Annotated in this window: 20 protein-coding genes; 13 read left to right on the top strand and 7 right to left on the bottom strand. The window is 58.8% G+C overall.

Annotated elements, in window-relative coordinates:
- Nucleotides 1-269: 269 nt before the first annotated feature.
- Nucleotides 270-488, top strand: a complete 219-nt coding sequence (locus KQ940_RS08250) for a Nif11-like leader peptide family natural product precursor (protein WP_217412957.1) — start codon at nucleotides 270-272, stop codon at nucleotides 486-488.
- A gap of 67 nt (nucleotides 489-555) precedes the next feature.
- On the opposite strand, the gene KQ940_RS22695 is transcribed toward KQ940_RS08250, so the two are convergent.
- A complete protein-coding gene (locus KQ940_RS22695; protein WP_246589872.1) occupies nucleotides 556-780 on the bottom strand; it encodes a DUF1127 domain-containing protein in 225 nt (74 codons plus the stop codon).
- Between the two features lie 180 nt (nucleotides 781-960).
- On the opposite strand from KQ940_RS22695, the gene KQ940_RS08240 reads away from it, so the two are divergent.
- Entirely contained in the window at nucleotides 961-1,887 is a 927-nt protein-coding gene (locus KQ940_RS08240) for a LysR family transcriptional regulator (RefSeq protein WP_217412956.1), read from the top strand.
- Between the two features lie 3 nt (nucleotides 1,888-1,890).
- Here KQ940_RS08240 and KQ940_RS08235 read toward each other — a convergent pair whose 3' ends face one another.
- The gene (locus KQ940_RS08235; protein ID WP_217412955.1) at nucleotides 1,891-2,811 is read right to left on the bottom strand and encodes a LysR family transcriptional regulator; all 921 of its coding nucleotides are present in this window, start codon (nucleotides 2,809-2,811) and stop codon (nucleotides 1,891-1,893) included.
- 111 nt (nucleotides 2,812-2,922) lie between these two features.
- Between KQ940_RS08235 and KQ940_RS08230 the strand changes: the two genes are divergently transcribed.
- Both KQ940_RS08230 and KQ940_RS08225 read left to right on the top strand, forming a co-directional pair.
- Complete coding sequence (locus KQ940_RS08230; protein WP_217412954.1) at nucleotides 2,923-3,369, top strand: DoxX family protein; 447 nt, start codon at nucleotides 2,923-2,925, stop codon at nucleotides 3,367-3,369.
- A 41-nt stretch (nucleotides 3,370-3,410) separates the two neighbouring features.
- Nucleotides 3,411-4,100, top strand: a complete 690-nt coding sequence (locus tag KQ940_RS08225; RefSeq protein WP_217412953.1) for a pirin family protein — start codon at nucleotides 3,411-3,413, stop codon at nucleotides 4,098-4,100.
- A gap of 189 nt (nucleotides 4,101-4,289) precedes the next feature.
- Here the strand turns inward: KQ940_RS08225 and gap are convergent, their stop codons facing one another.
- Nucleotides 4,290-5,297, bottom strand: coding sequence for a type I glyceraldehyde-3-phosphate dehydrogenase (gap, locus tag KQ940_RS08220; protein ID WP_217412952.1), 1,008 nt, complete (start codon nucleotides 5,295-5,297; stop codon nucleotides 4,290-4,292).
- A 312-nt stretch (nucleotides 5,298-5,609) separates the two neighbouring features.
- On the opposite strand from gap, the gene KQ940_RS08215 reads away from it, so the two are divergent.
- Nucleotides 5,610-6,509, top strand: coding sequence for a DMT family transporter (locus KQ940_RS08215; protein WP_343222635.1), 900 nt, complete (start codon nucleotides 5,610-5,612; stop codon nucleotides 6,507-6,509).
- Between the two features lie 75 nt (nucleotides 6,510-6,584).
- Here the strand turns inward: KQ940_RS08215 and KQ940_RS08210 are convergent, their stop codons facing one another.
- Complete coding sequence (locus KQ940_RS08210) at nucleotides 6,585-6,920, bottom strand: SemiSWEET transporter (RefSeq protein WP_217412949.1); 336 nt, start codon at nucleotides 6,918-6,920, stop codon at nucleotides 6,585-6,587.
- Between the two features lie 405 nt (nucleotides 6,921-7,325).
- On the opposite strand from KQ940_RS08210, the gene KQ940_RS08205 reads away from it, so the two are divergent.
- Both KQ940_RS08205 and KQ940_RS08200 read left to right on the top strand, forming a co-directional pair.
- Nucleotides 7,326-8,669: a surface lipoprotein assembly modifier gene (locus KQ940_RS08205; protein WP_217412948.1), complete on the top strand. Its 1,344-nt coding sequence runs from the start codon at nucleotides 7,326-7,328 to the stop codon at nucleotides 8,667-8,669.
- A gap of 10 nt (nucleotides 8,670-8,679) precedes the next feature.
- Complete coding sequence (locus KQ940_RS08200) at nucleotides 8,680-10,368, top strand: FecR domain-containing protein (RefSeq protein ID WP_217412947.1); 1,689 nt, start codon at nucleotides 8,680-8,682, stop codon at nucleotides 10,366-10,368.
- On the opposite strand, the gene KQ940_RS08195 is transcribed toward KQ940_RS08200, so the two are convergent.
- Nucleotides 10,340-11,149, bottom strand: coding sequence for a 3',5'-cyclic-nucleotide phosphodiesterase (locus KQ940_RS08195; protein ID WP_246589871.1), 810 nt, complete (start codon nucleotides 11,147-11,149; stop codon nucleotides 10,340-10,342). The two genes, KQ940_RS08200 and KQ940_RS08195, sit on opposite strands and share 29 nt — an antisense overlap.
- A gap of 52 nt (nucleotides 11,150-11,201) precedes the next feature.
- On the opposite strand from KQ940_RS08195, the gene KQ940_RS08190 reads away from it, so the two are divergent.
- Together KQ940_RS08190 and KQ940_RS08185 are read left to right on the top strand one after the other, a co-directional pair.
- A complete protein-coding gene (locus KQ940_RS08190) occupies nucleotides 11,202-13,454 on the top strand; it encodes a GspE/PulE family protein (RefSeq protein ID WP_217412945.1) in 2,253 nt (750 codons plus the stop codon).
- Between the two features lies 1 nt (nucleotide 13,455).
- Nucleotides 13,456-15,639, top strand: a complete 2,184-nt coding sequence (locus KQ940_RS08185; RefSeq protein WP_246589869.1) for a CHASE2 domain-containing protein — start codon at nucleotides 13,456-13,458, stop codon at nucleotides 15,637-15,639.
- 3 nt (nucleotides 15,640-15,642) lie between these two features.
- Here KQ940_RS08185 and KQ940_RS08180 read toward each other — a convergent pair whose 3' ends face one another.
- Entirely contained in the window at nucleotides 15,643-17,217 is a 1,575-nt protein-coding gene (locus KQ940_RS08180; protein WP_217412944.1) for an HD domain-containing phosphohydrolase, read from the bottom strand.
- A gap of 354 nt (nucleotides 17,218-17,571) precedes the next feature.
- Nucleotides 17,572-18,441 carry a prephenate dehydratase gene (locus KQ940_RS08175; protein ID WP_217412943.1) on the bottom strand — a complete coding sequence of 290 codons (870 nt, stop codon included), beginning with the start codon at nucleotides 18,439-18,441 and terminating at the stop codon, nucleotides 17,572-17,574.
- Nucleotides 18,442-18,631: 190 nt separating this feature from the next.
- Here KQ940_RS08175 and trmH point away from each other — a divergent pair, with 190 nt between their 5' ends.
- The 4 genes from trmH to KQ940_RS08155 all read left to right on the top strand — a co-directional run bounded on the left by trmH (nucleotide 18,632) and on the right by KQ940_RS08155 (nucleotide 24,099).
- Nucleotides 18,632-19,315: a tRNA (guanosine(18)-2'-O)-methyltransferase TrmH gene (gene trmH / locus KQ940_RS08170; RefSeq protein ID WP_217412942.1), complete on the top strand. Its 684-nt coding sequence runs from the start codon at nucleotides 18,632-18,634 to the stop codon at nucleotides 19,313-19,315.
- A gap of 30 nt (nucleotides 19,316-19,345) precedes the next feature.
- The gene (locus KQ940_RS08165; protein WP_217412941.1) at nucleotides 19,346-21,436 is read left to right on the top strand and encodes a sensor histidine kinase; all 2,091 of its coding nucleotides are present in this window, start codon (nucleotides 19,346-19,348) and stop codon (nucleotides 21,434-21,436) included.
- On the top strand, nucleotides 21,433-22,836 hold the full coding sequence (locus KQ940_RS08160) for a sigma-54-dependent transcriptional regulator (RefSeq protein WP_217412940.1): 1,404 nt from the start codon (nucleotides 21,433-21,435) through the stop codon (nucleotides 22,834-22,836). Before KQ940_RS08165 ends, KQ940_RS08160 begins: the two co-directional genes overlap by 4 nt.
- 243 nt (nucleotides 22,837-23,079) lie before the next feature.
- Entirely contained in the window at nucleotides 23,080-24,099 is a 1,020-nt protein-coding gene (locus KQ940_RS08155; RefSeq protein ID WP_217412939.1) for a TAXI family TRAP transporter solute-binding subunit, read from the top strand.
- Nucleotides 24,100-24,122 lie beyond the last annotated feature (23 nt).

Below are 24,122 nucleotides of genomic sequence, written 5' to 3'. Positions count from 1 at the left end.
ATCGACCCTCTGTTGAGGCGCGCTTTGATTATCCGGGAAATGTTGGAAACCCCACCCTACTATCCCGACAGGCTGTCTGTCGTAAAGCTGACAAGGGGGTGCGCGGTCGCTATCCGGATAGGGGGTGTGCAGGTGTAATAAGCCTAACTATCAACTACTTGTGCAACAATGTTGGTGGCGTTTTGGCGATCTGACAGTCGCTGATCTCTGGTCCGAGTTTTGCTGATATTGAGCGCAACTCAATTTGTCAGTGAATGAAGGAGACCCCTATGTCTGTAGCCGATATCAAGGCATTTGCAGATGCAGCCAAGGCCGATGCAGGCCTGGGTGAGTCGCTTAAAGCCTGTCTGAAGATGAAAGAGCTGTTCGCGTTGGCGCGTGAAAACGGATTCAATTTTATCGAAGATGAGCTCTATCCACCGAATGAACCCCAGTTCACCGCAGAGCAGCTCTCGGAGCGACTGGCCAAGGCGTTGTTGCGGGCCTGATATTCGTCCGATTGCGGAGAGCGGCTGGTGCAGGCGTTATCTGGCGCTTGCACCTCCCGTGTCATTCTTATTCCCTCCAGAACGCTTTTCCGCCCTCATGAAGCGCGTCGGTACGGCTGATTCCGATATCCTTCAGCATCCAGGGCGACAGCGCCATTAGCTGGTCACGCTGGCGGTGGCGCTGGTGCCATGTGCCGATCAGCTTCATGAGCCGTTTCAGTCGTGTGCCGAGCCCGACGTTTCGCGATTGCGGAGCGCTTACAGGCTCATGAGTCTTAATTGCACTGTTCATAATGATCACTCCCGCTTGTGTGTAGATTCATAGGCTAGGGAGTGCGGGATTGCCTATCCAATCGTTTGTATGAAAGGGGGTGTTCAGGATTTGTGATGAGCGTGGACAGGATCGCTATGCTTTAATCTCAGTGCCAGCAAAGATTAAAAAACAGTCCGTGTGGACTAGCGAGGAAGACGGATGGAGCTCTATCACCTCAAAACCTTCGTCAAAGTGGCGGATGAGGGCAACCTGACCCGCGCCTCCCAGGCGCTTTTCACCAGTCAACCGGCGATCAGCGCGCAGATAAAAGCGCTGGAGGAGGAGTTGGGGGTTCTGTTGTTCTCGCGCACCCCGAAGGGGATGTTGCTGACCCAGCCCGGTCGGCAGTTGTACGAGCAGGCGAGGCTGACACTGAACGCCGCCGAGCAGCTTAAGTTAAATGCCTCGCGTTTGCGCGAGGAGTTGGTCGGTGAGTTGCGCATCGGAATGCACACCGACTACGAGTATCTGCGGGTTGGTGAGATGTACCAGCTGATCTCGTCCCGACACCCGCAACTGGTGACCCATTTTCTGCAGACCAGCAGCGCCAGGGTGCTACACGAGCTGCGCCATGATCAGCTGGATGCCGGCTTCATGTTCGGTCCCTGCCGGGCAGCCGATATGGCGGTGACTCGTTTGGGCGATGTCGGCATGCGGATCCTTGTGCCCAGTGCCTGGTCGGAACAGGTCAGGGGTGCTTCGCTGGCGGATCTCGCGCGCCTCCCCTGGGTGTATACCACGCCAAGTTGCCCCTTTTACCTGCTGTTCGAAGCGCTGTTCGAGGCGGGTAATCCGCTACCGAGGCAGATCGTCTGGTGCGATAACGAGGATGCGATACGCACGCTGTTACGCGCCGGTGTAGGCCTGTCGGTAATCCGGGAAGATGATGCCGAACGTGCGGTTGAAGAAGGCTATGGTGTGTGTTGGGATGGCGCCGTACCCTCGTTGGCGATGAATCTGGTGATGCTGAAACAGCGCACGCAGGAACCGGCACTAGCGGCACTCAGGGAGAGCGTCTGTTCGCTCTGGGATGTTGTCGATGCGAAGGGTGTGGAGCTGACTGAGCAGGAGGCCGCTACAGTATAGTTCTCAGGCTTCGCCAGCGATGAGTCCCAGGCGTCGATCAAACCGCATGGTTCGCAGCTGATCGATAAACCACCCCAGCCCCTTACCCCGGTTACTACTGTGCCAGGCAACCGAGATGCTTTGCGGCGCTCGGGGTTCGGCGAGCTTCAATATCTGCAGACTGCCGTTCTGCAACTCTTTCTGCATCAGGTTCAGCGGCAGGTAGCCGACGCCCAGCCCCCGAGCCTGCACATCGATCTTGTGTTGCAGTGAATCGACCACAATACGGCTGCGACCGTCCAAAAGCCCCGAAGAGCGCGCAGGCAGATAGCGCGAGCTGTCGGCCACCACCACGGTGGGATACTGGCGGATCAGCTCCATCGACAGGGGTTGTGGCATCCGGGTGAGCGGGTGGTCCATGGCCACGGCGAATTCGAACACCAGCTCCCCCAGCGGCAGAGTAGAGAAACCCTGGCCGGGCGGATCTCCGGCGGCGCCAATCACCAGGTCGCATCGTTGCGCGTTGAGTGCGTCCCAGGCTCCCGCCATTACCTCCTCGCTCAACCGTACCTCCGTGCGCGGTTGCAGCTCCTGGAACGCCGCAATCAGCGAGTACACGGTGTCAAAACCAAGCGCAGAATCGACGCAGATACGAAGTTCCGCTTCCCATCCTGCAGCCGCCTGGCGTGCGAGTACGGTGAGCTCTTCGCTGGCGATCAGTATCCTGCGCCCCTGTTCGAGCACCAGTCTGCCGACAGCGGTCAGCTCTGCCTTGCGTCGACTGCGATCGAAGAGTTTGACGCCCAGATCCTCCTCCAACTTGTTGATGGTGTAGGAGATGGCCGAGGGTACGCGGTACAGCTCTTCGGCTGCGGCAGCAAAGCTTTTGCGTCGGTCGATGGCATCGAGAATACGTAGGGCATCCAGAGTCAGTGGTGAATTCATTGTTCAAATTATTTGATGCTAATGCTCAAATATCTCCGTTATTTTTTCTTCATGTCAGGAATTATAGTGAGCTTACTGAACAAACACACTGAATTGAAAAGGTGGCCTGACATGAATAACGCAACTGTTTCAAAACTGCTCGCAACCAACGCCAGCCTGTCTTCCCTGGCGCTGCGTATCCCGGCCGGGATCATCTTCGCCGCACATGGCGCACAGAAACTGTTTGGCGCCTTCGGTGGCTACGGCCTGGAAGGCACCGGGCAGTGGATGGCCTCCATCGGCCTGGAACCGGGATACCTGATGGCGCTGGCCGCCGGCAGTGCCGAATTCTTCGGCGGTATCGCGCTGCTGCTTGGTCTGCTGGTGCGTCCGGCCGCCGCGGTGCTGGCGATCACCATGCTGGTGGCGATCCTTTCGGTTCACATAGGTAACGGTCTGTTCATGGCGAACAACGGTTACGAATTCGGCTTGGCGCTGCTGGCGGTGTCCGTGGCGCTGGCGATCCAGGGCGGTGGTGCACTGTCGATCGATCGTAAACTGTCTAACGTGGGTGCCTGACCGGCACCCCGGTTAACAGGTCAAAACAGAGGAGAACGGAGATGATCAAGCTAAGACCGGCAGAGGAGAGGGGACAGTTCCGCATCGACTGGCTCGACAGCCGTCACACCTTCTCCTTTGGCCACTATTACGACCCCCGCCATATGGGCCTATCCAGCCTGCGGGTGATAAACGATGATCGGGTGATCCCCGGTGCGGGATTCGAAACCCATCCTCACCGTGATATGGAGATCATCAGCTATATCCTCGATGGCAGTATCGAGCACCGGGATACCATGGGTAACCGGACTCGCCTGAACGCCGGCGAGGTGCAGGTGATGAGTGCAGGTAGCGGCATCATGCACAGCGAGTTCAATCCGGAGCCGGAGGCGCCGTTGCACTTCCTGCAGATCTGGATCCGTCCGCAGCAACAGGGTCTGCGACCCAGCTATGTGCAGAAGGATTTCAGCGATGCCAAGGGGGTAACCCTGATCGTGTCGCCGGATGGGGAAAGTGGATCGTTGAAGGTGCATCAGGATGCCCGAATTTATCAGCTCAGGCTCACCGGAGAGAGGATTGAGCTGCCGCTGCAGACGGCGCGGGTGCATTACCTGCAGATAGCACGGGGTGAGTTGAAGCTGAACGGCCGGGTGCTGCGGGAGGGCGATGGGGCGATCATCGAAGGTGAATCCCGTTTGACCATCGAAGCCGATAACCCTGTCGAAGCGCTGCTGTTCGATCTGGCCGCCTGATCATCCTCCGGTGCTGGTTCGCTGCAGGAGGCATTGAGCAGCAGCACCTCGATATCTTCGGTAATCTCCTCCTGGCGCAGCGGCGGCAGGCGAGTGCAACGGACCACCACCACCGGCCCGTGCACCTCGGTGATGGTGCTGATGGCGACAGGCGCGGCGCTGCGGTCGGTTGCCTGACTCATGCCGGAGTCAGATCGCCATCAGCGCCAATACGTTGTCGAGCATCCGGTTGGAGAAGCCCCACTCGTTGTCGTACCAGGCCATCACCTTGACCAGATCGCCGTTGACCCGGGTGTGGTTGGTATCGAAGATCGACGACGCGGGGGTATGGTTGAAATCTACCGAGACCAGTGGCAGCTCGTTGATCTCCAGTATCCGCTTCATCGGACCCGCTGCCGCTTCACACATGATGCGGTTGACCTCTTCGGCGCTGGTGCGTCGTTCGGCCTGGAACGTCAGGTCTACCAGCGACACATTGATGGTCGGCACCCGCACCGCCATACCGTCGAGCTTACCATCCAGCTCCGGCAGGACCAGGCCGACGGCCGCTGCGGCGCCGGTTTTGGTCGGGATCATCGATTGGGTGGCTGCCCGGGCACGATAGGGGTCGCTGTGGTAAAGGTCGCTCAGGTGCTGGTCATTGGTGTAGGCGTGGATGGTGGTCATCAAACCGCTGTCGATGCCGATCTCGTCGTTGAGCGCCTTGGCGACCGGGGCCAGACAGTTGGTGGTACAGGAGGCGTTGGATACGATCCGGTGTTCCGGTTTCAATGCATCGTCGTTGATGCCGAACACCAGAGTGGCATCGACCCCCTGGCCCGGTGCCGAGAGCAGTACTTTCTTGGCGCCGGCCTCAAGATGTGCAGCTGCCTTGTCGCGGCTGGTGAAACGGCCGGTACATTCGCAGACCACGTCAATATCGAGTTCGGCCCAGGGTAGCCGAGCAGGATTGGATTCGCTCAGGTTTTCGATCAATTGATTACCGACCACCAGCTTGCCGTTGTCGATGCGGACATCGGTTCCGAACCGGCCATGAACCGAGTCGTACTTCAGCAGGTGTGCGTTGATATTTACGTCGCCCAGATCGTTGATCGCCACCACCTCGATGCGGTTTTGGTAACCGCCTTCGTAAAGGGCGCGCACGATGTTGCGGCCTATCCGTCCCATTCCATTGATCGCGATGCGAATTTTGGCCATATAGAAACTCCTTTCGTCACACTGATGTACTGAACGACCGGCGAATTTTCCGGTACTATTCATCTATTTATCGGCCAGCCCGGATCGATGTTGCAATCCCGAATCGGCGGCTTTCCAATCTTCGTTGCTCTATATCAGTAAAGCGTTTCTGACGCCGAACGCCAGTCCCTTGCGCTGCAAGTTGCGGTAAACAAAATGAAAAGCCTCTCTGCGCGATGGGCGTGGCGATGCCGCCATCTGTGGGAGGCCGAGTGTTCGCTGCAACTGTCGGCTGATGGATATGGGGAGCCGTTACACAAGGAGTCGAAAGGCGTGGTCCTTTCCAATCATCTCAAGGCGGATCTGCTACTGATCCTGACGACCATTTTGGCTGGTGCCGGTTGGATATTTTCCAAGGAGGCTCTGGTCGGCTTTGCGCCGCTCTTGTTCATGTGCATGCGCTTTACCAGTGCCGGGATATTGCTGGGTTGCCTCAGTCCCGGATCGCTGCGGGCGCTTTCGTCAGATCAGTGGCGCGCGAGCCTGTCTGTGGGAATATTCTTCGGTATTGGAATAGCCTTCTGGATTATGGGCTTGCATCTGGCCAGTCATGTCGGCGTTGGTGCTTTCCTGACCAGTCTCGGCGTGGTGATGGTGCCGTTGGTGGGGTTGCTGTTCGGTGAGCGGCCAAACCGGTACGTATTCTACTCACTGCCATTTGTTGCCACCGGGATGGCCTGTCTGTCACTGGATGCAGAGTTTGTCATCGGCTGGGGCGAGATCTTCTTCCTCGCCGCGGCACTGTTTTTCTCGTTGACCTTTATTCTCAACAGCCGGGCCTCCGCCCGCACGCCGGCGGTGCCGTTGACCGCCATCCAGCTGGTGGTGGCCGGCGGTATCACCTTCCTGGTATCGACCGTGCTGGAGAGCTGGAATCTGGACCAGCCGCTGGAGATATGGGGTTGGTTCCTCGCCAGCGTACTGCTCGCCACCAGTTTGAGGTTTTTGATTCAGACCCGGGCCCAGGGATTGGCGCCGGCTAGCCATGCGGCGATCATCATGACCCTGGAGCCGGTTTGGGCCGCCTTGATGGCGGTCTGGTGGCTGGGGGAGCATATGAACCTGCTGCAGGTGGTCGGCTGTTCGCTGATCTTCCTGGCGATGCTGGTCAACCGCTGGCCTGCCGTGCGCTACTGGGTGCGTCTGATGCAGAATGGGAAAAGCCGAGCATGATTGCAGTGCGGCGTGCGGAGTGGTGCGGCCGGTGCATTCGGGTGATTAACCGTGTACGCCGTTAGAGCCTGAAAATCAGGCAGCAGACTTGTCCAGTATCACCGCACTGCTGGTTTGATCGATAGTGGCTTCGAGGGCCGCTTGTCTGCGCTGTTGATGGCGCTTGTATACCGTCAATCCCAGAACCATCGAGGCCAGAATCAGGGTAACCAGGTTGGCGAGTAACATCGGCAGGTTCTGAATGGCGATGCCGTAGATCAGCCACATCGTTACACCGAAGGTGAAGATGGAGTACATCTGTAATGAGATACCATCCACGTTACCCGTACGTAGTATCTGAATAACCTGCGGCAGGAAAGAGATAGTGGTACAGGCGGCTGCCAGCATGCCGATAAAGGTGGTTGTTTCCATTTTATGAGCCTATTGAGCCGCGCGCCGATATTGTGATCGACGGCAGTGAAAACCTATATCATGTCGTGAAGTTGGGACGGTCGTTTAACCGCTGGATGAGGGCGTGGTGTCAGAGGACGCGACCACAATCTGTCCAGAATTCTCCACCAATTTTAGGCTTTCGTACGATACAAGCACAATAGCGCGACGCGCATTCCAGGTTGTACGACTTGTGATGTTTTCGGTCGATTTTCTAATTCCCCGCTCCCTCTTCCACCTGCGCTACCTGTTCTACGGTCTCCGGTTGCATTCTCAAAATAGCAGGGCTTTGGTTGCTATCTGCCGACATTTAGGTATAAAACTGTTTCGATTCCGGGAATTACCCGCGGCTTTGTCCTGAGTGGAACTTCACCAATTGGGGGTGCTGTGCAAGCAACCGTATTCAAAGGCCTGATACTCTCCCTGGTCGTCGCGGCCGGACCCGTCAGCGCGCAAACCAGCTCTGAAGTAGAGCGATTGACTCAACTGAATCAGCGGGGAGAGTTCGCGAAGGCGTATTCACTGGCGCTTGAACAGCGCCAACAGCTGGAAGGGCTGGCTTCGTTCGATCTGCAATATGGTATTGCCGCAATCGATAGCGGACATCCCAATGAAGCGATCTTCGCTTTTGAGCGGGTGCTGATGGCACAGCCTGATCACCAGGCCGCGCGGCTGGAACTGGCACGTGCTTACTTCCTGATTGGCGAGTCAGCAAGAGCCGAACAACTGTTTCACGAGGTGCTGGCGTTAAGTCCCCCGAGCGATGTCAGGGCGCGTATCGAGATCTTTCTGGCCCGTATCGAAACTGGCCGGCAAAGGGGAGCCGCCATGACTCAGCGTTCGGTATCGCTGCGGGTAGGGTACGACGACAACGTGAACGCCGGCCCCGACGACGCCTCGTCGCTGGTGCTGTACGACGCCTACGGTAACCCGTACGAAACTTCTGGTGTATCCAGTCAGGGTGATCGCTTTACCCGACTGACCGGATTGCTGACGCACCAACGCCCGCTTGAGGGTGACTGGAGCTGGTTTGCCAACGCCAGTGCCGATGGGCGTTGGCATCAGGATCTGCACAGTCTGAATAATCTTAGTCTGGATCTTGCCACGGGTGTGGTCTGGCAGCAGGAAGATCGGGCTGTGCGGTTCCGCGTCAACGGCCAGCGCTACCTGCTTGACGCGCAAACCTATCGAAATCTTTATGGAGCGGCAATCGAGTATCAGCAGGCGTTGACCCGTGATATTTCCCTCGGTGCATTTGCCAACTGGAGTCGGTTGGAGTACGGCGCCGGGACGCGCGATAGCGATATGGCGCTTGCCGGGCTATCGGCTCGCTGGCGTCCCGATATTATCGGTAAACCGCTGCTGCAGGCGGCTATCTATCGTGGCCGCGAGACTCCCAGAAACGAGGATGCCTTCACCGCCGGCAGTGCAGAGCGTTCGATTCTCGGTGGCTATCTGGGTGCCAGCTGGACCCTGTCAACACAGCTCAACCTCAATACCTCGGTGGTGTTTCAACACAGCGATTACGCGGGTCCCTACTATCTGTTGACACCGCTGACCGCAGGCGATCGAGAGGATCGCTATACGGCGTTGCTCGCCGATCTGCAGTGGCAACTGTCTCCGCGTACGCGGGCCTTTACCGAGTATGCGTGGCGTGACAATGATTCCAATACGATGCTGCTTGATTATCAGCGTCATCAGATTTCGTTGGGTGTGAGTTATCAATTTTGAAGGTTGAACGATGAAAGCTCTCCTGTTTGCCGTATTCCTGATGATTCCGCTACCCCTTTGGGCAGCGGATCCGGTCGGTATCGTACTGCTGGCCATCGGCCAGGCGGAAGCCGTGGATGCCCAGGGCGAGGCTCGAGTTTTGCAGCGCAAGTCGCCGCTCTATCATGGCGATCTGTTAAGGACCGGCGCAGGCGGTCGGCTGCAAGTACGTTTTACCGATGGCGGTCTGGTCGCGATGAAGTCCAGCAGCGAGTTCCGTATTGCCGAATACAGCTTCGATGAGGAGAATCGCGAACAGGATAGCGCGGTATTCGAGTTGCTCAAGGGCGGAATGCGCACGGTCACCGGACAGATCGGCAAGCAGGACAGGGCTGATTACAGTGTGCGTACCGTGGTCGCTACGATCGGTATTCGCGGCACCCATTACGAGCTGCAACTCTGTGATGCGGGCTGTGCCAGCCAGCGCAATGCGCCCCGGGGTTTGGTCGGACGTGTACTGGATGGGCGAATCCATGTGTCCGGGCAATCTGATGCCCAAGATATTCCCAAGGGCAAGTACTTCTCCCTGCCGCAGGTGGATGGTTCCAGTGTAAGGGTTTCCAGCGAGCCGCCAGCCGGTTTTGTCGCGGATGGTGATGATACCGCCGTCGGCGGCGGTGCCGTTGACGAAGATAGTGGTGAAGATCAGTCGTCATCCGGGAGTGGTGACGAGAGCTCCAGCGATCAGAGTGGTGCGGATAGCTCGACGACCGGGGATCAGGCCGCAAGTGATAGTACAGAGATGACACTGAGCGGTAGCGCCACAACGGGCGAGAGCTCGACCACCGCAACCGAGGGTGTGCTGGATCCTGGATTGGCCACATCGGTCGATACCCAGGTGATCGACAGTACGGCGGGCGGCACATTATCAACCAGCAGCGCAGGGTTCGTCGGCAATGCGCCATCCGGTTCGATGGTGCTGGTGGCAATGACGGAGCAGACGGCCACTGGCAGCAAGGGCTCTTCCGGCGATGTGACAGTGGATGGCAACAATCAGATTCTGCTCTCCACCGTTGGAGGGGTGGGCAACGTGCCGACCAAGATCTATTACGAGGGTGAGAGCGCTACCGACTGTCAGCCCTGCACCTTCGACAGTGGCAGTGCAACACTGAGTCAAACCGGCGGCAGTGCGCTGGGTGTCAACTGGGGTCGCTGGAGTGGCGGCTTCTCCCTGAACGAGAATGGGGTGGCGGTCGACAGTCTCAATTTCGATTATATCTACAGCGACAAAATTACCCCGCTGTCGGTGATTTCGGCCAAATCCGGCGTGTTGGTATACAACTACGTCGGCGGTACCGATCCGATTACCGAGAATGGTCTGGTCGGCACGAGCACCAGCGGCAGCGTCACTGTGGATTTCGGTTCGGATTCAGTCACGGCCGCGCGGCTCGATCTGTCCGGGTTCAGTGATGGCCGCTTAATCAATCTGTCGTTGGATTCGGCGCAAACACTGAGTGCGGTGGTGGGCGGTGATACGTTGCTGATGTCCGGGTCCTGTTCGGGCGGCGGTCCCTGCGCGAGCTACCCGAACATGACCGGTGAGATGAGCATGACCTTCGTGGGCTCCAATGCCGATGCCATCATCTCCTCCTATGGCGCCAGCGGTAACAACGGAACCGACGATATAACGGTCAGCGGGACTGCATTACTCCAGCCTTAGTGAGATGCAGTGTTTCCCCATGTCGCAGCGGGCTGACTGTTACTGGCCCGCTGCGACCGCATTGATCGCTGATCGCCTGTTCGAAACCGGCCTTCAGGTGGGTGATGCGTACTTGGGGGCAGTATCTGAGCAGGGCGATCGCTTCACTTAGCTGCGCGGCGGTCATATGGCCACTATCCAGGGCCAGCTCGAGCGCATCGTCAGTAAAGGAGACATCGACAATCAGCAGCTGCGGGCGGAACTCATTGACCTTGTGCCAGAACGGGGGATGGAAGCCGGAGTCTCCGGTGAAGGCAAAGCTGCTGTTGCCGTCGCTGATCAGATAGCCCATGGCCGGTGAAGGGTGCTCCGCCGGTAGCGAGCGGATGCGATAGTTTGCAACCTGGAACTCGCTGTCCTCTTCGATGCTGTGCAGGCGCAGAATCGGCCTGTGTGCCGGGAGCTGGGAGAAGTCGGGCCAGATGGTCCAGTTGAAGATATGCTGCCTGAGCGCGGAGATCACCGCTTCACTGGCGTAAACATCGACCGGTTCCATATGCTGATCGTAGATAGTCGCGAGCATCAGCGGCAGGCCTAGGATATGATCGATATGGGCATGGGTGATGACCACGTTGCGTACCGCCAGCATCTGTTCGATGCTGAGAGTGCCGAGACCACTGCCGGCGTCGACCAGCAGGCTGTCATCCACCAGAAAGGTTGTAGTCTGAAGCCCGGGTCCTATGCCTCCGCTGCAACCGAGTATGTCGATCTTCAAACAGGCCTCACAAAGTTGCGGTACCATCGCAACGTAGTTTGTTCCGAGGGGAACCCTGAGTAACAGGGCACAGGAAAGTATGACAACAAAAACCGACCAGGAAGCCAACCAGTTTTATGCCCGATTGACGGAAATTATCAGCCGGATACATCAGGCCCCCGATTTTGATACCGCGCTGCCGCTGGTGGAAGCAGCGATTTTGACGCTGCTGGGGGCTGAACGGGTGACCGTCTATCAACGTGATCGTGCCAGTGGCGATATCGTATCGCGCTTTCAGAGCGGCAACGATATCAAGGAGATCCGGGTACCGATTTCGACCAGTTCGCTTGCCGGGTTTGTCGCCTTTGCCCAGCGCCCTCTGCGCATCGACAATGTGCGTGATGCGGCGGCGTTGAAGACGATCCACCCGCAGCTGCACTTTGACTCCCGTTTCGAAGATGCGACAGCTTTTCGCAGTCGTGCCATGCTGGTCGTCCCCATCATGCACGGCAAGGTGCTGTTGGGTGTGCTGCAGTTGATCAACCGTCCGGATGGGGGGGGCTTTGGCGTCCAGGACGAACAGCGCGCGACCCAGCTGGCTGACCTGATCGGGCAAAAGTTTCGCTACGATTTCGGCTGTACGGACGCGCCCTGGGAGGGGCTGATTCGGGAGAAGCTGATCGATCAGACCCAGTTGACCAGTCTGACGGAAAAAAGCAGCGACAAGGTGCCGCTGAGCCGTTTGTTGCTGGCGTTGCCAGAAGTGCGTCGCGAGGCGCTTGGACGTTCCCTGGAGCAGTTTTACCAGGTCCCGTTTATTGGCTATGAGCCTGAGCGTTATCAGCTGCACCCAGTCTGCGAGAAAATCAATCAGGCCTATCTGCGCAACAATAACCTGGTGCTGCTCGCCCAAGGCAGCGATGATCGGGTGGTGATCCTTATCGACGACCCCAGCGATACTGGGCGGGTCATGGTGGTGGAAAATTTTCTCGGCAACCGCCCGACCCAACTCTGTTGTGGGCTGATTGATGACATCCACCAGTATCTCGGCCTTGAGGTGGATGTGGCAGGGGAGGCGAGCAACCTGTCCTCTATCCTCGGTGAGCTTGAGGAGGAGCAGACGCTCGAGGAGAACGTCATCTCCGATACCGATGAGGTATCGGAGCAGGATTCCACCGTGGTGCGCCTGGTCAACCGTATTCTGCTCGATGGTCGCCGGCTACGTGCTTCCGATATCCATATCGAACCCGGCGGTGGGCGTAACCCGGCCAGCGTGCGGATGCGTATCGATGGCGTCTGTCAGGAGATCATCCAGATCCCGGCGACCCATGTCAGAGCCACGGTGTCCCGCATCAAGATCATCTCTCGACTGGATATCGCCGAGCGCCGGCTGCCTCAGGATGGCAAGTTCAGCATCCGCTTGAAGGGGCAGGTGCAGGATGTGCGTGTGGCGACTATTCCCACCGTCAACGGTGAGGGGGTGGTATTGCGTCTGCTGCAGAGCGGAGAGCCTATACCGTTCGACAGGCTCAACCTGTCAGAGGCAAACCAGCAGGGCATAGAGCAGTTGCTACGCCATCCGCACGGCATCCTGCTCGTGGTCGGCCCCACCGGTTCCGGCAAGACTACTACCTTGCATGCGATACTCGCCAAGTTGAATACGCCGGATCGAAAGATATGGACCGCCGAGGACCCGGTCGAGATCACCCAGCCCGGGTTGCAGCAGGTGCAGATCCAGCCGCGTATCGGCTTTGATTTCGCGACCGCGTTGCGCTCCTTCCTGCGCGCCGATCCTGACGTGATCCTGATCGGGGAGATGCGCGACCGGGAAACCGCCCATGCCGGGGTCGAGGCTTCGCTGACTGGGCACATGGTGTTCTCCACTCTGCATACCAACTCGGCACCGGAAACCATTACCCGGCTGCTCGACCTTGGCATAGATCCGGTCTCCTTTGCCGATGCACTGCTCGGTGTGCTGGCTCAACGGTTGGTGCGCACACTGTGCAGCCACTGCAAGGAGGCCTATACGCCCAGTGCGGAGCAGATCGCCTATCTGCAACGTCAGTACGGCGAGCGTTACTGGCCGGAGCTTGGTACCGGAACCGATCTCACGCTGTACCAGCCGGTTGGCTGCAGTGAATGTAACGACACCGGTTATCGCGGACGGATCGGTATTCACGAGCTGTTGGTGTCAGATGCGACGCTGCGTGAGCTGATCTACCGCCAGGCCAATGTCGGCGAGATCAAGGCTGCAGCCGATGCCTCAGGTATGCGCTCGCTGTTGCAGGATGGTATTCGCAAGGTGGTGGCAGGGCAGATCGACCTCGAACAGTTGCACCGGGTCACCGTTTGAGATGCTGAGACGAATCGGACAGCGTTGGCTGCGTACGCTGGTCGGCCTGGCGTGCACCCTGGTGCTGGTGGTGCTTGGCTGGCAGGGACGCATGCCGTCGTTGTTCGAACTGATCGAGTTGGACCTGTACGACCAGCGCTTGCGTCAGACGCTGACCGAAACCGTCGACCCGCGTATCGTTATCGTCGATATCGATGAATCCTCTTTGGCGCGAATCGGCCGCTGGCCCTGGCCCAGAGATCGAGTTGCCGAGTTAATAGAAAAACTGTTTATCGACTATGGCGTCGCCGTGGTTGGTTTCGACGTTTTGTTCTCTGAGCCCGATGATCGCGTGGCGCGTGCCTCTTTGCAGCGGCTTCTACAGCTTAACGGTGGCACTTTGTCGCCCGCGCAGTTGGCTGAGTTAGATGGTGATGCACGGCTGGCGGAGACGCTGAGCGTGCTCCCTGCGGTACTGGCTATGGCTTTTGATCCGCAGGACGAGTCGCTGGCCGTCGGCGAGACCGGGCCTGCGCTGCAGATCGATCCGCCGCTGCCCGACACCCTACCCATTGTCGAGGCCAAGGGGGTTATCGGCAGTTTGTCCAAGCTGGCACAGTCGTCGACCTCTGGCTTTTTCGACAATCCGCTGGTGGATCCCGATGGTGTGTTTCGTCGGGTGCCGCTGATACAACGCTACCGGGGCGAGTACTATCCGTCACTGGCATTGGCGGTCTGGCAATCCCTGCTGCTCAGCGACAGCGTTAACCCGGTGATCGAGAGCGACCTGTCCGGCGATTACCAGGTGCTCACCGCGATCGATGCCGGCGGGGTCAAGATACCGGTGGATCCTCAGGGGGCGATGCTGGTGCCCTACAGGGGGCATCAGGGCAGTTTTTCTTACGTGTCTGCCGCCGACGTGATCGAGGGCAGTGCGCCCCAGGATCTCATGTCCGGCGCTATCGTTCTGGTGGGTACCAGTGCTGCCGGGCTTCTCGATCTACGGGTGACGCCGGTAGGCCCGCGTTATCCCGGTGTTGAGGTGCATGCCAATATCCTCTCGGCGCTACTCGATCAGCGGTTCTTCTATAAACCGGATTTCCTGCGTGCACTGAATGCAACGCAGATGCTGCTGGTGGGGCTGATCCTGTCGTTGGCGTTGCCGCGGCTATCGGTACTGTCCGGTACGTTGCTGACGGTGCTCTTCAGCGCCGGTGTAGTGGCGTTTAACTTCTATGCCTTCAGTCAGCTGTACTGGGTGATGCCGCTGGCAGGCGTCACGCTGCTGATCCTGATGCTGTACCTGTTCATGCAGACCACAGGTTTTCTGTTCGAGTCCAACACCCGCCGTCAGCTGAGCAGAACCTTCGGTCAGTATGTCCCACCGGAGGTGGTAAGGTCGCTGGAGCAGGTGGGTACTGCCGATCAGTTACGTGGCGAAAGCCGTGAGCTAACGGTACTGTTTTCCGATGTGCGCGGCTTCACCACTCTCTCGGAATCGCTGTCGCCGACCCAGCTGACGCGAATGATGAACATCTACCTCAGCGAGATGACGGCGATCATTCACCGTCATCGAGGTACCATCGACAAGTATATCGGCGATGCCATCATGGCGTTCTGGGGCGCACCGCTGGATGACCCCCAGCACGCCCGTCATGCGCTGGCGGCGGCGTTGGAGATGTTGGCTGCCATGCCGGAGGTTAACCGGCAGCTGGAGGCGGAGGCACTGCCCCGGATCCGCGTCGGTATGGGGCTCAATAGCGGCGAGATGGCTGTCGGCAACATGGGGTCGAACTTTCGCATGGCCTATACGGTGATGGGGGATGCGGTCAATCTCGGCTCCCGGCTGGAAGGGCTGACCAAGTACTACGGTGTCGATCTCTTGGTCAGCGAGCAGCTGTACCGGCTCTGTGCGGATATTCCGTTTCGTGAGCTGGACCGGGTTCGGGTCAAGGGCAAACACCAGGCGATTGGGCTCTATGAACCGCTGACTAGCGCCGATAATCCCTGGCTGGAAAACTTCAGAGCAGGGCTCAAGGCCTATCGCCGGCAGCGGTGGGATCTGGCCGAGAGTAGATTCCACGAGGTGATCGCGATGCGCGGAGAGGATGGGCCCAGCCGTATCTACCTGCAGCGGGTGGGTGAGTTCAAGGCATCCCCTCCGGGGCCGGATTGGGACGCCGTGTTTACCCATACCGAAAAGTAACGATCAGCGCAGCAGGCCGGGCAGGTTATCCAGTTCGGGGGTGTCGATCTGGCTCTCGGTCATGAACCGCTCGGCATAGCGTTTGTACACCCCCTCACGCACGAAAATGGTGAATAGCTCTGGGTCCAATTGATTGGCCTCGACCTTGCGACCAATGATCTCCAGCGCCTGGGACAGTTTCATCCCCTCCTTGTAGGGCCGGTCCGGTGCGGTCAGCGCTTCAAATATATCGGCGATACACATGATGCGGGCACGCACCGACAGCGAGTCCCCTTCAAGTCCTCGCGGATAACCCGTGCCATCCAGATGCTCATGGTGATTGACCGCGATCTCCGGCACCTGGCTCAGGGAGCGGGGGTAAACCAGGGAGTTGAGCATACGGTCGGTCACGCGAATGTGATCGCGCATCAGTTGCAGTTCCTCCGGCAGCAGCGTACCACGACTGATCGACAGGTTGCGGACCTCATCATCGTTGAGCAGCTTGTGCTGGCGTCCGTCTACGCCGGTCCAGCTCAGCTGGGCCAGGCATTCGATCCGGGCTACGGCTTCGGGGCTGGTGAACTCGCTGCCGCGGTTGGTGATCCTGAGAAAGTCCATCTCGGCATAGAGTTGGAGTATCCGCTCCTGAACCTGTTTGAGGGCTTGCGGGTCTCCGGGATGTCGAGTCAGGCAGTCGATCAGCAGTGACTGCTGATACTCGCGCATCCGACTGGCAACCAGCTCTATACGGTCGAACTGGGCTTCCAGTTTGGTGCCCTTGTCGATGATCGCTTCCGGTGTGGTGATCTTGCCGCAATCGTGTAGCCAGGCCGCGATCTTTAGCTCATACATCTCCTCGGCACTGAACCGGGTGTGGGCATAGGCACCACTGGTGGTTTGATTAACCCCGTCGGCCAGCATCATCGCAATTTCCGGTACCTGTTGGCAGTGCCTTCCGGTTACCGGTGATTTGTAGTCGATCCCTTCGGCAATCACGCGAATGAAGGACTCGAACAGTTCTCGCTGGGAATCTATCAGTTGCCGTTGTGTCAGTACTGTGGCCGCCAGGGCTCCGAGGGCTTCAAGCAGTGACTGCTGCTCGGGATTGAAGGCACAGACGTTGCCGTCGGCATCGAGCGCATTGATCAGCTGGAGTACCCCGATTACCTGTTGCTCATGGTCCATCAACGGGACACATAGAAAAGAACGGGAGTGGTAGCCGAATTGGCGATCGAAGGCGAAAGTGCCGGAAAAATCGAATCTGTGCTCCAGCGCGAGATCGGCGATGTTGATTGTTGTGCGATCAATGAATGCGTGGACGACCACGAGGTCCGATGGTGTACCGTCATCTTTGAACAGGGTGATCGGTTCCAGATCGGGATCGTTATCCTTTAGCCCCAAGCTCCGGTTGCGCAATACGCTAAAATGGAGTTTGTCATCGCGAAAGATGTACAGGGTACCTGCATCGCAGCCGAGCAGCTCCATCGCCGAGTCAACCACCTGTTCCAGAATGTGCCGGTGCTCAGGTTCCGCGGAAAGTGACAGCGCCAAGCGAGATAGGTGTCGTGCTACGGCCAGCGCGTGCTCTTCGAGCTGCATGGATCGGTTCTCCTTCTTGCGATCAGGGTAAGAATATCCCAAAGCCGGGGTGATGGCAGCGTTGACCATGAATAAAAAAACCCCTCTCCTGGCGGAGAGGGGTAGGCAAAGTGCAAACAACTCCAACGGCCGGAGCTGCAAGATGGGATGCGATAGGTGAAGAGATACACCTGTCGCGTCCTGATCCCTCAGGACACCTTAAGCATAGCGCGTATGCTGCAATGCACAATAGGGAATTGCCTGTTTTTTAAACAAATTGGTTATAAAAAACGGCATTTATTACTGCGTTGCAGCAAAAATTGCGTTGTTTGACAGCTAAGCCTTGGATCCTAAAGCGATATTTCGCTTCTGCAATCAGTCTTCGGTCTTCATCTGCCGGCTCTGACGGAAGGGGTGCGCCGGATAAGTGCCGATAATGCGTACCGTTTTGGCGAAAAAGTGCAGCTCCTGCAGGGCATACTGCATCGCCTGCTCATGGGGGTGCGCCTCGACATCGAGATGGAAGCTGGACACCTGCATGGTGTCTGACTCCATGTAACTCTCCAGCTTGACCATGTTGATGCCGTTGGTGGCGAATCCGCCCAGCGCCTTGTACAGCGCCGCCGGCATGTTGCGCACGGCAAACATGATCGTGGTCATGTAGCGCTCACCCGCATCCAAAGGCGGCATGTGGCTATCCTTGGCCAGGATGATAAAGCGCGTGGTATTACCACTCTTGTCCTGGAAGTTTTCCTGCAGGATCTCCAGTCCGTACAGCTCGGCGGCCAGGCTGGAGGCGATCACCGCGTGTCCCGCGACTGGATTTTCCGCCAGTTCCGCTGCGGATCCCGCCGTGTCCAGCGCAGCTATGGGGCTCAGTCCCAGCGCCTTGATATTGCCGTCGCACTGCGCCAGCGCCTGGGGATGAGAGGAGATCGTTTTGAGGTCTTCGATACGGGTACCCGGCAGTGCCAGCAGGCAGTGGTTCACCGGTTCGAAGTGCTCGCCGATGATGTGCAGCTGAGTTTTCGGCATCAACCGGTAGATCTCTTCGACGCGTCCGGCGGTTGAGTTTTCCAGCGGGATCATCGCCAGCTGGGCCTCGCCATTGTCGACCATAAACATCGCATCGAAGAAGTTATCGCAAGCCCGGGTTTCCATGTTCGGAAAGACACGGGTACAGGAGAGGTGAGAGTACGCACCGGGGTAACCCTGATAGGCGATGATGTTGTTGGTGTCGGTCATGGCGCTTGATATTCCATCGATAGGCGTTGTACGAAGCCGCCGATTATGGCACAGGCACAGGGGCGGAAAAACAAGGATAAACGCGGTAGCCCGTGTTCGTTGGTTGCTTTTGGCGGTCGCGCAGTGGCTTCGGCGCGGAAAACAGGTGTTAACTGCGGTAAACTGCGCTGAACTGAATAGAGGAGAGCTCATGACCCCGGAACGTGAACAGCGCCTACTTGAGATTTTGCGTCGCCGCCAGCCCGATCTGACACTGATTACCGACAAGGTGCACAAGCCACGCAATATCGCGGCGTTGGTGCGCAACTGCGATGCCGTGGGTATCCCGCGCATGCATGTGGTCAAGCCCGATTCCGAGTATCGGCGCTACCGCGGTACCTCCCGTGGCAGCGATCGTTGGGTCGATTCGGTGTTGCATGATACCTTGGACAGCGCCGTCGCCACCGTGAGGGAGCAGGGCATGAAGATCTATGCCGCGCACCTGTCGGATAGCGCCGTTGATTTTCGTGAGGTGGATTATACCCAGCCCTGTGCCATCCTGATGGGCGCGGAGAAGGAGGGGATCAGCGAGCAGGCCGCGCGTGAGGCGGACGAGCACATTACGGTGCCGATGATGGGTATGGTGGAGTCGCTCAATGTTTCAACCGCCGCCGGCATCATCCTGATCGAGGCGCAGCGTCAGCGCCAGCTGGCCGGGCTCTACCAGCTGGATCGCATGCCGGTGCGTGAAACCGCTCGCCATATGTTCGAATCCCGCTACCCCAAGATCGCGGCGCACTGCCTGACCGCCGGTTTGCCCTATCCTGAATATGACGACCTGGGTGAGTTGATCGATCCTGCTGCGTGCCAGAGGTTGTTGGCGAAACGTGCCTGAGTTGTTCAACTGGATCTGTGAGAGGTGGCTTTGCTGTCGTTCAGACCCCTGATATTGATGGCGCTCTATCTGCTGCTGGTGCTGATGCTCGCACTGGAGGGGGCTGCCTATACCCGTGACTGGTCGCTGATGCGTCTTCATCAGGAGGGCACGGACAGGTTGCTGGGTAATATCAGCCAGTTACGCGGTGCGCTCGATCAATATCGTTACCTGCCCTTTGTGCTGACGCAGAGTCGAGAGGTACGGGGCCTGTTGCGCAGCCCCGGCGGCGAGAACAGTGAGCCGGTTAACCGCTATCTTGAACAGATCAACCTGGTGTCGGGTTCAAGTGCGCTGATGGTGTTTGATCTGGACGGGATGCTGAGGTCGTCCAGCAACTGGCGGGATCAACGAACCTTATTGGGCGGCTCGCAGGCCGAGATGGAGTATTTTCGCCAGGCGATCGCCGGCGACGAGGGGCGCCAGTTCGTGCATGAAGGCGTTCCGCCTCGCCAGGCGCTGTACATGTCGGCGCCGATCTATGATGAGCAGCGTCTGATCGGGGTCGCCGCCATGCGGGTGGAGCTGGACAAGCTTCGCGAACAGCTGCCGATCGATTACCCATTCATCATCAACGATATCAACGGTGAGCGTCTGTTCAGCGTGATGATGCCGGATCGACTGCCTGAGGCGAAATCGGAGTCGTTGAGCGATGGTTCCAAAATTCAACTGTTGACCCTCAATGGTGTTGTCTATCTGGTGCAGAGCGTGGTGTTGGATGATCTGGGATGGCGTGTCAGCGTGCTCAGCGATGCCCGCAACGTGCAGCAACAGCAGCGGATCGCGGCCGGTGCGATCGGTGGCGGCGGTTTTGCATTGGCGCTGCTGTTTCTCTATCTGCGCGAGTCGCGTCAGAAACGGGCGTTGCAACTGGAGCAGGCCCGTGAGCGTGCGCTGAGCCAAGAGCGTCAGCGCGATATGATCAGCACCGCCGAGGTGGGCTTGATCAATGTCGATCCAAGCGGAATGATCCAGTTCATCAATCCGATGGCGATGCAGCAGTTCGGCGTGTCGCTGGAGTTGATGCGCAACCGCACGGTGGAGGAGCTGCTCAGTGGCGGCAGTAGCGGCGAGCTGCTGCGTGAGACGCTGTCCAATCTCGGTACCGACCGGTTCCGGCCGCTGACCGGGGCCGAGATGGTGGGGCGCCGGGCCGATGGCACGCTGTTCCCGATGATGGTGTCGGTACGGGGGATGACCGATCACCCGGAACTTGGCTACCTGGTCACCGTGATCGATATCAGCCGGCGCAAGCGGCTGGAGCAGGCCCTGCGTGAGGTCAACGAATCGCTGGAGCACAAGGTGGTCGAGCGCACCCGGGCGCTGGAGGAGGCGCAGGCAGAGCTGGTGCAGGCGGGCAAACTGGCGGCGCTGGGACGGATGTCGGCGTCGGTGGTGCACGAGCTGAATCAGCCGCTGACGGCGCTGCGCACCTACCTGGCGATCTGCCGACGACAGCTCGATAACCCCGAGCTGCAGCGCGAGAATCTGCGCCAGCTGGAAAGCCTGATCGACCGCATGGCGCTGATTACCGGGCAGTTGAAAACCTTCGCCTATCGCAAGCCGGAGCAGGTGGGGCCGGTGCCGGTGGCGCAATCGATCGATCAGGTACTGGCGCTGTTTCGTGGCCGCTTCAGCGAGATGCAGCTGCAGCTGGACTACACGCCACCGACATCGGCACTTCATCTTGCCGGCGACCAGGCCCGTTTTGAGCAGGTACTGATCAATTTGATCAAGAACGCCTGTGACGCCATGCAACCACAGCCGGGGTCCCATCGCTTGCTGCTGAGCGTCGAAGCCGATGAGCAGCATGTCTATCTCGCAGTGGCGGATAATGGGCCGGGTATCGCCGAGGAGCACCGTGGGCAGCTGTTCGAGCCGTTCTTCACCACCAAGGAGGTGGGCAGCGGGCTTGGCCTGGGGTTGGCGATCGTGCAGTCGATCGTCCGCGATCTCGGTGGCAATATACGCGCGGCCAACCGCCCCGAGGGGGGCGCCTGTTTTGAACTCTGCCTGAAACGCTTTGACAGGTCGCCAGAGGGCGAGCCACAACCGACCGATAACGGACAAGAGGTGATATGAAACCCGAGCTGCCGATCCAGGCCGTCAATGAATGCCGCTGCGTCATGTTGGTGGACGACGAAGCGATGGTGCGGGAGGCCACCGCGCAGTGGCTGTCGATCTGCGGCTTTCATGTGGTCAGTCTCTCCAGCGCCGAACAGGCACTGGCCCAGCTCGATGAGGGGTGGCCCGGCGTGCTGCTCACCGATGTGCGCATGCCCGGCATGGATGGGCTGGCGCTGATGCGCGAGGTGCATAACAGGCTGCCGGGATTGCCGGTGATTCTGCTGACCGCGCACGGTGATGTGGATATGGCGATCGGTGCCATGCACGAGGGCGCCTACGACTTTATCGAGAAACCCTATGTGCCCGACCGGTTGGCGGAAACCCTGCAGCGCGCCTGTGACAAGCGGCGGCTGACACTGGAGAACCGGCGTCTGCAGCGCGATCTGGCCAGTCGCTCGGGACTGGCGGGCAAGCTGATCGGTATCTCTCCGGCGATATCGAGAGTGCGTGACGAGATCCTGATGCTGGGCCAGCTCAATACCAATGTGATCATCTACGGTGAAACCGGTACCGGCAAGGAGCTGGTGGCCCAGTGCCTGCACGAGTTCAGTCCCCGCTCCGCTAAGCCGTTCGTGCCGATCAACTGTGGCGCGATCCCGGAAAACCTGATCGAGAGCGAGCTGTTTGGTCATGAGGCGGGGGCGTTCACCGGTGCCAGCAAGCGCCGTATCGGCAAGTTCGAGTATGCCAGCGGCGGCACACTATTTCTCGACGAGATCGAGAGCATGCCGGCGAACCTGCAGGTCAAGCTGCTGCGCGCCCTGCAGGAGGGGGTTATCGAGCGGCTGGGCTCCAATCAGCCGATTCCGGTCGATCTGCGCGTGGTGGCGGCGGCCAAGGTGGATCTGCGCGAGGAGGAGGGGTTCCGCGAGGATCTGTTCTACCGTCTGTGCGTGTCGGAGCTGCATCTGGCGGCGTTGCGGGATCGTCTGGACGATGTGCCGCTGCTGTTTGCACATTACGTGGCGCAGGCGGCGACCGATCACCAGCGCGAGCCTCGCCCCTTGAGCGATCACGATATCTGTGCACTCCAGTCCTATGCCTGGCCGGGGAACGTGCGGGAGCTGAAAAATGTGGCGATACGTTTTGCGCTCGATCACCGCTCCTCGGCTGCCGAGTTGCTGTCGCGCGGACTGGCGCCACTGGTAACGCCCAGAATCAACCAGCGCAGCCTGCCGCTGGCGGTGCAGGTGGATGAGTTCGAGGCCCAGGTGATCCGGCTCAGCCTCCGGACGCACAAGGGAAACATCAAGGCGGTGATGGAGGAGCTGGATCTGCCACGGCGCACCCTGAATCAGAAGATGCAGCGTTACGGTATCAGCCGCAGTGAGTTTGTTCCTGAAGAGCCTGCATAAGCGGATTTTTGCTTATCGCCCCCTGGATGATAAGCAAAATTTTGCCTATTGCTGCTGATTGCTCCGGCGTCATGTGTATTAATTCCTTATATTTCAATTAGATATCGTTTTTTCTGGCGTCTGGCCCGTCCTTTGCTATATCTGATTTACTCCGTCAAAGGAGCCTGTTTCCGCAGCGACCAACCCCAGTGTCGCGATTGCCGGAGGCAGAGGTTCAATACAATCACAAAAAAGGACGCAGGAATGACAATAAGCAAACGCAACTTCATCAAGGGTATGGGCATGGCGCTGGCGGTGGGTGTCGCCGCTTCCAGCATGAGTCTGGTCCAGGCCGCCGAGGAGAAACGCTCCTACATTCTGGCAACCGCCTCCACCGGCGGCACCTACTACCCGGTGGGTGTAGCCCTCGCGACTCTGGCCAAGGTCAAGCTGGAGCCCACCATCGGTCTGTCGCTGTCCGCCATCAACTCCGCGGGTTCGGGCGAGAACATCAAACTGTTGCGTGAGAATGAGGCCCAGTTCGCGATCCTGCAGGGTCTTTATGGGGCCTGGGCCTGGCACGGTGAGGGCGAGCTGAAGGATTCCGGACCGCAGAAGGGACTGCGCTCGGTCACCATGCTGTGGCAGAACGTGGAGCAGTTTGTCGTTCGCTCCTCCTACGCCAAGACCGGCACCATCGAAGACCTGAACGGGTTCGAGGGTGTCAAATTCTCCATCGGGCCTAAAAACTCCGGTACTGAGGGCTCCGGTCGCACCATCCTCGGCAACCTGGGCATTGATCCGGACAAGTTCAGCCTCGCTTACATGGGCTATGGCCCCTCCGCCGATGCGATGCAGAACGGAACCATCGATGGCATGAACATCCCCTCCGGTGTGCCGACCTCGGCGATCACCCGCGCCTATGCGTCCATGGGTGGCGATATCACCGTGTTGGATTTTACCGATAAGCAGATGGCGCAGGCCAACGGTCATTACGACCTCTGGACCCGTTACGTGATTCCGGCCAACACCTATCCGGGTCAGACCAAGGAGATCAACACCATCGCCCAGCCCAACTTCCTGGCCGTACGCGACGATGTATCGGAGGAGGATGTCTACCAGCTGACCAAAACCATCTACGAGAACCTGCCGTTCCTGAACGGTATCCATGCCGCCACCAAGGCTATGGCGCTGGAGAAGGCGATAGCGGGCCTGCCGCTGCCTCTGCACCCTGGCGCGGCGCGTTTCTACCGCGAGATGGGTATCGAGATCAAAAACAACTGATCTGCCGGCCATGATGTGAACCG

The sequence above is a fragment of the Marinobacterium ramblicola genome, assembly GCF_019084545.1.
GTDB lineage: Bacteria > Pseudomonadota > Gammaproteobacteria > Pseudomonadales > Balneatricaceae > Marinobacterium_D > Marinobacterium_D ramblicola.
This window is presented reverse-complemented; position numbering and strand designations above follow the sequence as displayed.